Source organism: Haemophilus sputorum HK 2154, assembly GCF_000287615.1.
GTDB lineage: Bacteria > Pseudomonadota > Gammaproteobacteria > Enterobacterales > Pasteurellaceae > Haemophilus_A > Haemophilus_A sputorum.
Genome location: NZ_ALJP01000004.1, coordinates 18,334 through 30,358 on the forward strand (window position 1 = coordinate 18,334; position 12,025 = coordinate 30,358).

At 40.2% G+C, this 12,025-nt stretch carries 11 protein-coding genes; 8 read left to right on the forward strand and 3 right to left on the reverse strand.

Features of this window, described 5'->3' with window-relative positions; translation table 11 throughout:
* The first annotated feature begins 68 nt into the window (after positions 1–68).
* Together rne and HMPREF1128_RS01005 are read left to right on the forward strand one after the other, a co-directional pair.
* Complete coding sequence (rne, locus tag HMPREF1128_RS01000; RefSeq protein WP_007523355.1) at positions 69–3,053, forward strand: ribonuclease E; 2,985 nt, start codon at positions 69–71, stop codon at positions 3,051–3,053.
* Positions 3,054–3,157: 104 nt separating this feature from the next.
* Positions 3,158–3,520 (forward strand): hypothetical protein, encoded by a 363-nt coding sequence (locus tag HMPREF1128_RS01005; RefSeq protein ID WP_007523395.1) that lies wholly within the window; start codon positions 3,158–3,160, stop codon positions 3,518–3,520.
* Positions 3,521–3,589: 69 nt separating this feature from the next.
* Here the strand turns inward: HMPREF1128_RS01005 and HMPREF1128_RS01010 are convergent, their stop codons facing one another.
* Complete coding sequence (locus HMPREF1128_RS01010; RefSeq protein WP_007523374.1) at positions 3,590–5,308, reverse strand: protein-disulfide reductase DsbD; 1,719 nt, start codon at positions 5,306–5,308, stop codon at positions 3,590–3,592.
* A 237-nt stretch (positions 5,309–5,545) separates the two neighbouring features.
* Between HMPREF1128_RS01010 and artP the strand changes: the two genes are divergently transcribed.
* The 4 genes from artP to artM are packed head-to-tail and all read left to right on the forward strand — an operon-like array spanning position 5,546 to position 8,394.
* Positions 5,546–6,280: an arginine ABC transporter ATP-binding protein ArtP gene (gene artP / locus HMPREF1128_RS01015; protein WP_007523332.1), complete on the forward strand. Its 735-nt coding sequence runs from the start codon at positions 5,546–5,548 to the stop codon at positions 6,278–6,280.
* A gap of 29 nt (positions 6,281–6,309) precedes the next feature.
* The gene (locus HMPREF1128_RS01020) at positions 6,310–7,035 is read left to right on the forward strand and encodes a lysine/arginine/ornithine ABC transporter substrate-binding protein (protein WP_007523403.1); all 726 of its coding nucleotides are present in this window, start codon (positions 6,310–6,312) and stop codon (positions 7,033–7,035) included.
* Between the two features lies 1 nt (position 7,036).
* Positions 7,037–7,711 (forward strand): arginine ABC transporter permease ArtQ, encoded by a 675-nt coding sequence (artQ, locus tag HMPREF1128_RS01025; RefSeq protein ID WP_007523367.1) that lies wholly within the window; start codon positions 7,037–7,039, stop codon positions 7,709–7,711.
* Positions 7,711–8,394, forward strand: coding sequence for an arginine ABC transporter permease ArtM (artM, locus tag HMPREF1128_RS01030; protein ID WP_007523348.1), 684 nt, complete (start codon positions 7,711–7,713; stop codon positions 8,392–8,394). Before artQ ends, artM begins: the two co-directional genes overlap by 1 nt.
* A 49-nt stretch (positions 8,395–8,443) precedes the next feature.
* On the opposite strand, the gene nagA is transcribed toward artM, so the two are convergent.
* A complete protein-coding gene (gene nagA, locus HMPREF1128_RS01035) occupies positions 8,444–9,586 on the reverse strand; it encodes an N-acetylglucosamine-6-phosphate deacetylase (protein ID WP_007523330.1) in 1,143 nt (380 codons plus the stop codon).
* A gap of 181 nt (positions 9,587–9,767) precedes the next feature.
* Between nagA and pth the strand changes: the two genes are divergently transcribed.
* Entirely contained in the window at positions 9,768–10,352 is a 585-nt protein-coding gene (gene pth, locus HMPREF1128_RS01040) for an aminoacyl-tRNA hydrolase (RefSeq protein WP_007523345.1), read from the forward strand.
* Between the two features lie 35 nt (positions 10,353–10,387).
* Positions 10,388–11,479, forward strand: a complete 1,092-nt coding sequence (ychF, locus tag HMPREF1128_RS01045; RefSeq protein WP_007523369.1) for a redox-regulated ATPase YchF — start codon at positions 10,388–10,390, stop codon at positions 11,477–11,479.
* Between the two features lie 71 nt (positions 11,480–11,550).
* On the opposite strand, the gene erpA is transcribed toward ychF, so the two are convergent.
* On the reverse strand, positions 11,551–11,892 hold the full coding sequence (erpA, locus tag HMPREF1128_RS01050; RefSeq protein ID WP_007523309.1) for an iron-sulfur cluster insertion protein ErpA: 342 nt from the start codon (positions 11,890–11,892) through the stop codon (positions 11,551–11,553).
* Positions 11,893–12,025: the final 133 nt, after the last annotated feature.

Consider the following 12,025-nt stretch of genomic DNA (forward strand, 5'->3'; position numbering starts at 1 on the left):
TGCCCAATATGCAATAAGCAGGCCGCGCTAAGCTCTCAAACAATAAAAAATGAAATAAGAGAAACACAATGAAACGTATGTTAATTAATGCAACTCAAAAAGAAGAGTTGCGTGTTGCCTTAGTTGATGGGCAGCGTTTATTTGATCTAGATATTGAATCGCCAGGTCATGAACAAAAGAAATCAAACATTTATAAAGGGAAAATTACTCGTGTTGAGCCAAGCCTTGAAGCCGCATTTGTGGACTATGGTGCAGAGCGTCACGGTTTTTTACCATTAAAAGAAATTTCTCGCGAATATTTCCCGCAAGGTTATGTATTTAGCGGTCGCCCGAATATCAAAGATATTATCAAAGAAGGGCAAGAAGTCATTGTACAAGTCAATAAGGAAGAGCGTGGTAATAAAGGGGCAGCCTTAACCACTTTCATTTCTTTGGCGGGTAGTTATTTAGTTTTAATGCCGAATAATCCTCGTGCTGGTGGAATTTCTCGCCGTATTGAAGGCGATGAGCGTTTAGAACTGAAAGAGGCATTAGATTGTCTTGATGTGCCGGAAGACGTGGGTTTAATCGTGCGTACTGCTGGTGTGGGTAAATCACCAGAAGAGCTACAATGGGACTTAAAAGTTTTATTACACCATTGGGAAGCGATTAAAACGGCAGCAGAATCTCGTGCGGCACCGTTTTTAATTCACCAAGAAAGTGATGTAATTGTCCGAGCGATTCGTGATTATTTGCGTCGTGATATTGGTGAAATTCTGATTGATAACAAAAAAGTTTTTGAAAAAGCCAAAAATCACATTCGTTTAGTTCGTCCGGATTTCATTAACCGCGTGCGTTTATACGAAGGTGAAGTGCCACTTTTCAGCCATTATCAAATTGAATCACAAATTGAATCTGCGTTCCAACGCGAAGTCCGCTTGCCTTCTGGCGGTTCAATCGTTATTGATGTCACTGAAGCATTAACCGCAATTGATATTAACTCTTCACGCTCAACGCGTGGTGGAGATATTGAGGAAACCGCATTAAATACTAACCTAGAAGCGGCGGATGAAATTGCGCGTCAGTTACGTTTACGTGACTTAGGTGGCTTAATTGTTATCGACTTTATTGATATGACACCAGTACGCCATCAGCGTGAGGTAGAAAATCGCCTGCGTGAAGCGACTCGTCAAGACCGTGCGCGTATTCAATTTGCACGTATTTCTCGCTTTGGCTTATTAGAAATGAGCCGTCAGCGTTTAAGTCCGTCATTAAGCGAAGCTTCAAGCCACATTTGTCCACGTTGTCAAGGTACAGGTAAAGTCCGTGATAATGAATCTATTGCGCTTTCTATCTTACGTTTAGTAGAAGAAGAAGCGATTAAAGAAAATTCAGCTCAAATTCACGCTATTGTGCCAGTGGAAGTGGCTTCTTACTTGCTCAATGAAAAACGTAAAGCGATTTCTAGCATTGAAAGTCGTCACGATGTCAACGTGCTAGTGGTTCCAAGCGAAAGTATGGAAACACCACATTTTGCTGTGTATCGTTTACGTGAAAATGAAATTCTACCAACCTTAAGTTACGATTTAGCGAAACACTATGCCGCGCGTGATGAAGATGATGTCTTTACCAGCCATAATCATACGGCAACGGCAGAAGAAGCGTTAGTGAGCCGTAATGAGCCGGTTATTACAGTTGAATCTGTGTTAAATAGCAGTGCGTTGAATATTCAACCAGCGCCAATGCCGACCGAAGCCGAAAAACCTTCGCTCTTTAGTCGTATTGTTGCGAAGTTGAAATCATTATTTGCTTCTGAACCAGAAAAAGCAGAAGAAAAACCGGCAGCGAAAAAACGCCCAACACGTGAGCGTAGAAATAATCGTCAACGTAATAATCGTCAAGAGCGTCGTCAAACTCCTGCATTATCGCAAGAGGTGAAAGAGGAAGTTAAGGTTGAAAAAACAAAACAGCCTCGTCGCCAAATTGTTGAAGAAACAGCGGGTAGTTCAGAGCTCCCTGAGCAAAAATCTCAACAAGTGGCAGAGCGTCGTCAACGTCGTGATTTACGTAAAAAAGTACGTGTGGAAAATGATGTGTCTGTAGTACCTGTAGTAGCAGTTGAGAAAGTTGATGCGCCAGTTGTCACTGAAAAACCAGTTCAAGCAGAGAAATTGCAAAATGAGGCGCCAATTCGACCGCTTGTAGGCAATGAGCCAGCAACTGAAACAGTCTTTGAAAATAACGAAAATGCGGAAAATCGTGAAAATGGACGTCAACGTCGTTTACCTCGTCATTTACGTGTAGGTAATCAACGCCGTCAAAATCGCGATAATCGCCAAGTGAAAGCGATGGCATTAGCGGCAGCGGTGGTTTCACCTGAAGCTGCAAGCGGTAAGATTTTGTTATCAATTAACGTGAAGGGACAAAAAGCAGCATCTCAAGAAAAATCTCGCTTCTTGTCTGTAGATGAAATGTTGGAGCAACAAAATCAAGCACCACAAGCTGAACAAGTTGAATTAGTTCAGCCTGAAGTTGTAAGAGCGCACCCGAATAAATCGGCAACTTCTACGGTGCCATTTGGTGCGGTAGTTAGCCAGCATTCAGATCGTGATTTAGTCAAAGAAAAACACGAACGTGCTCATCATGAAGCAGAGCAGCCTTCAGTAGAAAGTAAACCGAGTAAAACTGTTGAGCAAGTTGTGCCGTTTGGTGCAGTAGTCAGCCAGCATTCAGATCGCGATTTAGTGAAAGAAAGACATGCTCGTACACAGCGCTATAAGGCACAGCCAACACAGGCACAAGCGGAAGAAAGTGCGCCGATTGCTATTGTTGTTCCACAATCAACTTATCAAAGTGAATATACCTTTAACGGTAAAATTGGGACATTCTCTCGCGTAGAGCATACCAAAGCGCAAATGACACAAGCGAAAGCGCCTGAAGCAATGGAAGATGCATTTGAGATTACTGAATGGAAACATTCACGCTATTACTTCCATGGTAAAGGATATGGTGGCCACACAAGTGCAGTGAGCCATGTATATACAGCACCGAGAGTTGCAACATTAGATGCATAAGATGAAATGGGCAAGAAATTGCCCATTTTTATTTGAACTTTTATTTTGTAGGTGTAGACTAACTAAACACATCTTACATATACATTCTTTAATGGAGTTCTATCATGAAAAAATCATTATTAGCCCTTGTTTTTGGTTCTGCATTAGCGTTAACCGCTTGTGATAACGCACAAAAAGCGGCGGATAAAACACAAGCTGCAGTCGCTGAAGTAAAAGAAGCTGCAACTGACAAAGCAGTAGAAATGAAAGATGCAGCAGTAGCGAAAGCGGCTGAAGTAAAAGAAGCTGCAACTAACAAAGCAGTAGAAATGAAAGATGCTGCGGTAGAAAAAGCGGCTGAAGTAAAAGAAGCTGCAACTGACAAAGCAGTAGAAATAAAAGATGCTGCGGTAGAGAAAGCGACAGAAGCAAAAGAAGCTGTAACTGAGAAAGCAGCTGAAGTAAAAAGCTCAGTTGAATCTAAATAATCTTTTAGAGAAAAAAGAAAACCTGAATACGTTGGTATTCAGGTTTTTTTATATTTGCATTTAGCAAGATTAATGTTGATTTAGCCAATTTAAAAAAGCTGAAGCTTCTAAAAAACCAGTAATGCGAGCATTGGTTTGTTCATTCCCGTTTTCATCAAAAAAGAGAATTGTTGGTAAACCAAGAATTTGGAAATGTTGCATCAAGGCGCTATTTTCAGCTGAATTTTTGGTCATATCCATTTGTAGTACAACCATTTCTGCTAATTTTCGCTGTACGGCCGCATCACTGAAAGTATATTTTTCAAACTCTTTACAAGCAACACACCAATCAGCATAGAGATCAAGCATCACTTTTTTGCCTTTAGCTGTTGCAAGTTTTTCATTGAGTTCAGCTAAAGAGCTCACTTTCTCAAAGGTGACATGTGTTGTCTCGTTCTGTTGTGTTTGTGGTGCTTGCCAAATGAGTTGGCCAACAGGATAAGCTGAAACTGCAAATGCAAAAAATAACCCAATTCTGACCGCTTGTTTAAATAAACCTTGTGCTGGAATCACGCTAATCAGCCAACCCAAGAATACCATTGCTAACGCCGACCACATGAGTGCTTCATAATGTGCAGGCAGTACGCGAGAAAGTAAAAATACCGGTAAAGCTAACATCACAAAACCAAAAGCGGTTTTCACTTTAAGCAGCCAGTCGCCAGATTTTGGTAAGATTTTATTGCCAAATAGCGTAATTAGGACTAATGGCGTTCCCATACCAAGCGCAAGTAAATAAAGTGCTAATCCACCCGTAAACAGATCGCCATTCTGCGCCACATAAAGTAGTGCACCAGAAAGCGGCGCAGAAGTACAAGGTGAGGCAACTAAGCCTGCAATCATTCCCATTACAAATACACCACCAAATGCGCCACCACTTTGTTTTTGGCTAAGGCTATTTAATTTTTGTTGCCAGCTATTAGGTAAGCGAATTTCAAATAAACCGAACATAGAAGCCGCAAGCAAGGTAAATAGCACAGATAACGCAATGAGCACCGCAGGACTTTGTAGCGCAATTTGGAATGGTAAGCCAATCGCTGCAACTAATAAGCCTAATAAAGTATAAGTGACCGCCATCCCTTGTACATAGCTAAAGCTTAATAACAAAGCACGTAAACTGTTCGGGCGATCTTTTTGCCCGATAACAATTGCAGAAAGTAGCGGTAACATAGGCAATACGCATGGCGTAAAAGCTAAACCGACACCTAATAAGAAGAACCAAAAGACAGCTAATTGATTTTTGGCTAAATTATCTGCCAGTTGATTTTGCTCTGCTTGCGGCGCATTAGTATTTGCAATTTTTTCTACAGAATTGACCGCTTGCATAGGTTGGCTGTTGCCAGATAAAGACACACTAATCGTTTCAGGCGGATAGCAAAAGCCGTGCGTACAGCCTTGATAACGAATTTCTACTTGGCTTTTTTCATTAGCTTCACTAAATGGTACATTTAATTGCAGCTGGTTGCGGTAAATTTCAACTTCGCCAAAAAATTCATCTTGATAGCTTTCAGCCTGCGGAAAGTGAATTTCACCCAGTTTGACATCTTGCCCGCTAACTTTTACTTCTTTTTGATAAAGGTAGTAGCCATCAGCAATTTGCCAATGGAGTTGTAGTTCATTGGCTTGGTGTTGTGTCGTCAGCGCAAACGCTTCTTCACTTTTTAAGAATGTAGGTTTTTTATCAAATAAGCCTGCCAGTGCAAAGCCTGAAAATAGGCAAAGGATAAGGAAGGCAGAAAGTTTTTTAAACATAATTGTTGAGGAAAGGTAAATTCGAAAAGGTTGACAGTATAGGCGAAATTAACGGAAGAATCATCAACCGATAGCAGCGATTGGTAAATCATTATAAAAATTTGACCGCTTGCATAAAAATTGCATATTTTTTTACTGGACTAAAACATTTTCAAGTAATAAAATAAAAACAGTTTGCATATTTATGCACAAAAATTTAATATTCATTCAGTTTTAATAATATAGGAATCAACACGAATGGCAATTCGTATCAGTGATGTCAATTTCTTTTATGGCAATAGCCAAGCCTTGTTTGATATCAACTTAAACATTGAAAAAGGCGATACTGTTGTATTGCTTGGGCCTTCTGGCGCAGGAAAAAGTACCTTAATTCGTACTTTAAATTTATTAGAAGTCCCGCAATCTGGTGTGTTAGAGATTGCTCAGCATAAATTCAACTTAAACGGTAAGACAAATGCAAAAGAAGTCGCATTATTACGCCGTGAAGTAGGAATGGTGTTCCAGCAATACCATTTATGGAATCACTTAACCGTATTAGAAAACCTCATTGAAGCACCAATGAAAGTATTGGGTTTATCAAAAAGTGAAGCAATTGAGCAGGCAAAAGGGCATTTGGCTCGTTTACGTTTAGCAGAATTTGCTGATCGATTCCCGCTCCAACTTTCAGGTGGTCAGCAGCAACGTGTGGCAATTGCGCGTGCGTTGATGATGCAGCCGCAAGTATTGTTGTTTGATGAACCAACCGCGGCGCTCGATCCAGAAATTACCGCGCAAGTGGTTGAGATTATTAAAGAATTGCAACATACCGGAATTACGCAAGTTATTGTGACTCACGAAGTCGGCGTTGCGCGTAAGGTAGCGAATAAAGTGGTCTATATGGAACGTGGAAAAGTGATTGAGCAAGGTGGCGCAGATTGTTTTGAGCATCCAAAAACAGCAGCTTTTGCAAATTATCTTTCTCATTCCGAATAAATTATGCATTTACATTAAGGATTATTAACATGAAAAAATTACTTACCCTTTCAGCATTAGTTTTAACAGCATTTTCTAGCGTGCAAGCTAAAGAAATCAAATTTGCGATGGAGCCAAGCTATCCACCGTTTGAATTTACCGATCAAAAAGGGGAAATTATCGGCTTTGATGTGGATATTGCGAATGCAATTTGTAAGGAAATTCAAGCGACTTGTAGCTATTCTGGTCAAGCTTTTGATGGTTTAGTGCAAGCGATCAAACAAAAACGTGTTGATGCAGTGATTTCTGCAATGGATATTACCGAAGCGCGTAGCAAACAAGTACTTTTCTCTGATGCGTATTACGATAGTTCAGCCAGCTTTATTGGTGTGAAAGATAAAGTCGATTTAACGAGTGCAAAAAATGTGGGTGTGCAAAACGGTACAACCTTTCAACAATATGTTGTTGCTGAAGGTAAACAATATGCACCGAAGGCTTATGCTTCATTACAAGATGCAGTTTTAGATTTAAAAAATGGTCGTATTGATTTAATTTTTGGTGATACAGCAGTATTAGCAGATATGTTAAGCAAAGAAGCGGGTTTAGCTTTCGTAGGTGAGAAAGTGACTAATCCAAAATACTTTGGTAACGGTTTAGGTATTGCTGTGAATAAATCCAATGCGGAATTAGTGGCTGAACTTAACAAAGGTTTAGCAACAATTAAAGCAAATGGCGAATATCAAAAAATCTATGATAAATGGATGACAAATAAATAAGATGAACTTTGTTGAGTATTTGCCGCTAATTTATCATGCCACCCTAATGACTTTAGGGTTGGCGGTAGCATCCCTGATTGTGGGGATGCTGCTTGCGATTATTTTTGCGGTATTAGAAGGCAGTAAATGGCGTTGTGTACGTTTGCCGGCATCAGTATTTTTTTCGCTTTTACGCGGCTTACCTGAAATTTTGATGGTGTTTTTAGTGTTCTATGGTTCTTCTAATTTAGTTGAAATGCTAACAGGGGAATTTGTAGAATTCAGCGCCTTTTGGTGCGGGGTATGGGCATTGTCTTTGATTTTTGCCTCTTATGCCTCTCAATCGCTCCGTGGTGCGATTCAAGCCATTCCAAAAGGACAATGGGAAAGTGCCGCCGCGCTAGGACTACCTAAAGCCCATACATTTGTGCAGATTATTTTGCCACAGGTTTGGCGCCATGCTTTACCAGGGTTAAGTAATCAATGGTTAGTGTTACTGAAAGATACGGCGTTAATTTCTCTCATTGGTGTGAGTGATTTAATGCGCCAAACTGAATTGATTAACACAAACGAGCACCAACCATTTACTTGGTATGGTTTTGCTGCACTGATCTATTTAGCGATTACTTTAATTAGCCAAGCGATTATTCGTCGCTTAGAACTGCGTTTTACCCGCTTTGAAAGAGGAGAGGCTTAATGTTTGAAGAATACTTCTCCGTGATTGCACAAGGCATTCCAACCAGTTTAGGTTTGACAGCTGTTTCGTTAGTGATTGCCTTTTTAATGGCGATTGGATTTACCTTTGTGTTATCCATGGAAAATCGCTGGTTTAAAGCGATTGTTAATGGTTATTTAACACTCTTTACGGGTACGCCGCTGTTGGTACAATTTTTCTTAATTTACCATGGGCCGGGTCAGTTCCAATGGTTAGTAGATAGCCCGTTTTGGCATTTGTTCTCTGATGCGTGGTTTTGCGCAGCGCTTGCCCTAGCACTCAATAGTGCCGCGTATTCTACCCAACTTTTCCATGGTGCAGTGAAAGCTATTCCAAAAGGGCAGTGGGAAACTTGTGCTGCATTAGGCTTAAGTCGGTTACAAACGCTAAAAATTCTAGTGCCTTACGCGCTTCGCCGAGCATTGCCATCCTATAGCAATGAAATTATCTTGGTCTTTAAAGGCACTTCGCTTGCTTCGACCATTACGATTTTAGATATTATGGGATATGCGAAGCAGCTAAATGGGACAGAATATAATGCTTTAGCGATTTTCGGTTTGGCTGGTGCGATTTATTTAGTGATAACTGGTGTGATGACGCTAGTTTTACGCCAAATTGAGAAAAAAGTACTCGCATTCGAAAATCCGATGCTAAGCACAAAATAATTAAAAGGTTTGAGCAAATGGTTATGCTCAAACCTTTCTTTTTATTAGCTTAATGCCATTGTAATTCGCCGTTAACAGCCGTCGCTTTGACTTTAAACTGCTGATCAAAAATTGCAAGATTTGCCACTTTTCCGACCGCTATTGAGCCCAGTTTATCATCTACACCAATCGCTTTGGCTGGGTAAAGCGTACACATTCTTAAAATTTCATCAAGGCTTAAATCGGTGTGATGAATTAGGTTTTGAATTGATTCAATCATGGTCACAGAAGCCCCACCTAAGGCGCCGAATTCATCGTAGCATTTTCCTTCTTTAACGGTCACTTTTTTGCCTACAAAGATAAATTCACTAATATCTGCACCCGCTGCAGCAGTAGCATCAGTAACGACCACTAATTTATCGCCTTTAGCTTTTTTCGCTAAACGAATATTGCCCCAGTGTACGTGTAGCCCATCACAAATAATGCCTGTGTAAACATCACTATCTAACACTGCACCAACAACCCCCATTTCTCGACCAGAGCTAATTGGTGACATTGCATTGTGTAAGTGTGTCGCAAAACTCGCGCCTTCAGCAAAACGTTGTTTAGCTTGTTCATAAGTCGCATTAGAGTGCCCGATAGAAACAATAATACCTGCTTGAATAAAGCGTGAAATATATTCAGCCGTTGGATTTTCGGCAGCAACAGTTAATTTGGTAATCACATCTCCGTTTTGACAGAGAAAATCTAACATTTCTGGTGAGATTTCACGAATGTATTCGGGACGATGCACACCTTTTTTCGCAACGCTTAAATAAGGGCCTTCTAAGTGTAGTCCTAAAGCTTGGTTTTGATGTTTGGAAAGGTATTCACGCATGACTGCAACGGCTTGTTTCATGCCTTCATCGGGGGAGGTAATAAAAGTCGGTAGGTAGCTAGTGGTGCCAGATTTTAAATTAGTCGCTTGCATAATTTCTAAGGTGTTTACGCTAATATCTTCATTAAACATCACACCACCACAGCCATTAAGTTGCAAGTCGATAAATCCTGCTGAAAGATTCGCGCCGTCTAAGTCAACCGTAGGCATCTCTTTTGCAAGATCTTTCTCTAAAATGACCGCTTGTATAAGGCCGTTTTCAATCACAACCGCGTGTTCGTAAAGGACTTTTTCACCGGTATAAATGACAGCGTTGGTTAAAGCATATTTTTTCATAGGGAATCCTTTTTATTATCATAAATCACAGGTTATGAATTATAGCAATATTGGAGTAATCATTCATAAATAATCTTCAAAAATAAAGTAAATTTTCTAACAACTGAATTGCTGACAATTCCTTGTAGAAAGTGCGCTTTTTCTCTACAATAGCCTATTTTTAGGCGCAAGAGAGGCAAGTGTGTCGCAAATTAAATTGATTGTTGGGTTAGCAAATCCGGGGGCGAAATATGAGTCGACCCGCCATAATGCTGGCGAATGGTTAATTCAAAAGCTAGCGGATGCTTACCGCGTTCAACTCAGCGAGAATAGCAAGTATTTTGGTAAAACCGCCAAAATCAATACAGCACAAGGCGAATTTTGGTTATTAGTGCCGACAACCTTTATGAATTTAAGCGGAAAATCTGTCGGAGCATTAGCCAATTTCTTTCGCATTCAACCAGAGGAAATTGTGGTTGCACATGATGAGCTAGATTTACCATGTGGTGTTGCAAAAATTAAACAAGGTGGCGGACACGGTGGTCACAACGGTTTAAAAGATATTATTGCAGCATTAGGTAATCGTAATAATTTTTATCGAATCAGAATCGGTATTGATCACCCGGGTTCAAAAGAATTGGTTGCAGGTTATGTATTAGGTAAAGCGCCAAGTGCAGATCAAGAAAAAATGGATGCAGCAGTAAATGAAGCCGCTCGAGCAATGGATATTTGGTTCAAAGATGGCGTGACTAAAGCAACCAACCAATTAAATGGCTTTAAAGCCTAATCGTAAACTTTTATTTTAATGAGATAGGAATAAAAATGGGATTTAAATGTGGAATCGTCGGTTTACCAAATGTAGGTAAATCAACACTTTTTAATGCATTAACGAAAGCGGGTATTGAAGCAGCAAACTATCCGTTTTGTACGATTGAACCAAATACTGGTGTAGTGCCAATGCCAGATCCGCGCTTAGATGCATTAGCGGAAATTGTAAAACCAGAACGTGTATTACCAACTACGATGGAGTTTGTAGATATTGCAGGTTTAGTAGCAGGGGCAAGCAAAGGCGAAGGGCTGGGAAACAAATTCTTAGCAAATATTCGTGAAACGGATGCAATTGGGCATGTGGTGCGTTGTTTTGAAAATGACGATATCGTTCACGTTTCAGGCAAAATTGATCCCGCAGATGATATTGAAGTCATCAACACTGAATTAGCGCTTGCTGATTTAGATAGTTGTGAACGTGCAATTCAACGTTTACAGAAACGCGCAAAAGGTGGCGATAAAGATGCTAAATTTGAGCTTTCTATCATGGAGAAAATTCTGCCAACCTTAGAAGCTGGCGGCATGATTCGTTCAATAGATTTAGACAAAGATGAGCTACATGCAATTAAAGGTTATAACTTCTTAACTTTAAAACCAACCATGTACATTGCAAACGTGAACGAAGATGGTTTTGAAAATAACCCATATCTTGATCGTGTGTGTGAAATTGCGGCAAAAGAAAATGCAGTTGTTGTACCCGTTTGTGCAGCTATTGAAGCAGAAATTGCTGAGCTAGAAGATGATGAAAAAATCGAGTTCTTACAAGACTTAGGCATTGAAGAGCCAGGTTTAAACCGTGTAATCCGTGCAGGTTATAAATTATTAAACTTACAAACCTACTTTACGGCAGGTGTAAAAGAAGTTCGCGCATGGACAGTGTCTATTGGTGCAACAGCACCGAAAGCGGCAGCAGTCATTCATACCGATTTTGAGCGTGGCTTTATTCGTGCTGAAGTGATTGCTTATGATGACTTTATTCAATTTAAAGGCGAGAACGGTGCGAAAGAAGCTGGAAAATGGCGCTTAGAAGGAAAAGATTATATTGTGCAAGATGGCGATGTAATGCACTTCCGTTTTAACGTGTAATTAGGTCTTTGCAAAAAATCCATAAAAATAGCCCGCTTGTAAACACAAGCGGGCTATTTGTTTATCCCAGTTTAAATGCTGAAAGAAGAACCGCAACCGCAGGTTGAACTCGCATTTGGATTTTGCACCACAAAACGTGATCCATCTAATCCTTCGGTATAATCGACTGTTCCACCGATTAAGTATTGTAAGCTCATCGGATCAACCACCAAACCCACATTTTGGTTTTCGATAGTGAGATCACCATCGTTGATTTGATCGTCAAAGGTAAAACCATATTGGAATCCACTGCAACCCCCACCGGTAATATACACACGTAAACGGAGGTTAGGGTTATCTTCCCCTTCAATTAAACTTTTCACCTTTTTGGCCGCTGCATCAGTAAAGATTAGCGGAACTTGGATGTCGTTCATGTTGTTCCTCAAAAATAGAGATAATTAGTATATTATCCCCTAATATAGGTTGTTGAGCAAGAGCGCAAGTAAGAAGAGTTGACCTTAAATCTTTTGGCAAGAAGATGAAAAATTGATATGATATTCCTCTATT

Excerpts from the sequence above, each read along its gene's own strand:
- rne (WP_007523355.1), top strand. The coding sequence starts at position 69 with ATGAAACGTATGTTAATTAATGCAACTCAAAAAGAAGAGTTGCGTGTT.
- HMPREF1128_RS01005 (WP_007523395.1), top strand. The coding sequence starts at position 3,158 with ATGAAAAAATCATTATTAGCCCTTGTTTTTGGTTCTGCATTAGCGTTA.
- HMPREF1128_RS01010 (WP_007523374.1), bottom strand. The coding sequence starts at position 5,308 with ATGTTTAAAAAACTTTCTGCCTTCCTTATCCTTTGCCTATTTTCAGGC.
- artP (WP_007523332.1), top strand. The coding sequence starts at position 5,546 with ATGGCAATTCGTATCAGTGATGTCAATTTCTTTTATGGCAATAGCCAA.
- HMPREF1128_RS01020 (WP_007523403.1), top strand. The coding sequence starts at position 6,310 with ATGAAAAAATTACTTACCCTTTCAGCATTAGTTTTAACAGCATTTTCT.
- artQ (WP_007523367.1), top strand. The coding sequence starts at position 7,037 with ATGAACTTTGTTGAGTATTTGCCGCTAATTTATCATGCCACCCTAATG.
- artM (WP_007523348.1), top strand. The coding sequence starts at position 7,711 with ATGTTTGAAGAATACTTCTCCGTGATTGCACAAGGCATTCCAACCAGT.
- nagA (WP_007523330.1), bottom strand. The coding sequence starts at position 9,586 with ATGAAAAAATATGCTTTAACCAACGCTGTCATTTATACCGGTGAAAAA.
- ychF (WP_007523369.1), top strand. The coding sequence starts at position 10,388 with ATGGGATTTAAATGTGGAATCGTCGGTTTACCAAATGTAGGTAAATCA.
- erpA (WP_007523309.1), bottom strand. The coding sequence starts at position 11,892 with ATGAACGACATCCAAGTTCCGCTAATCTTTACTGATGCAGCGGCCAAA.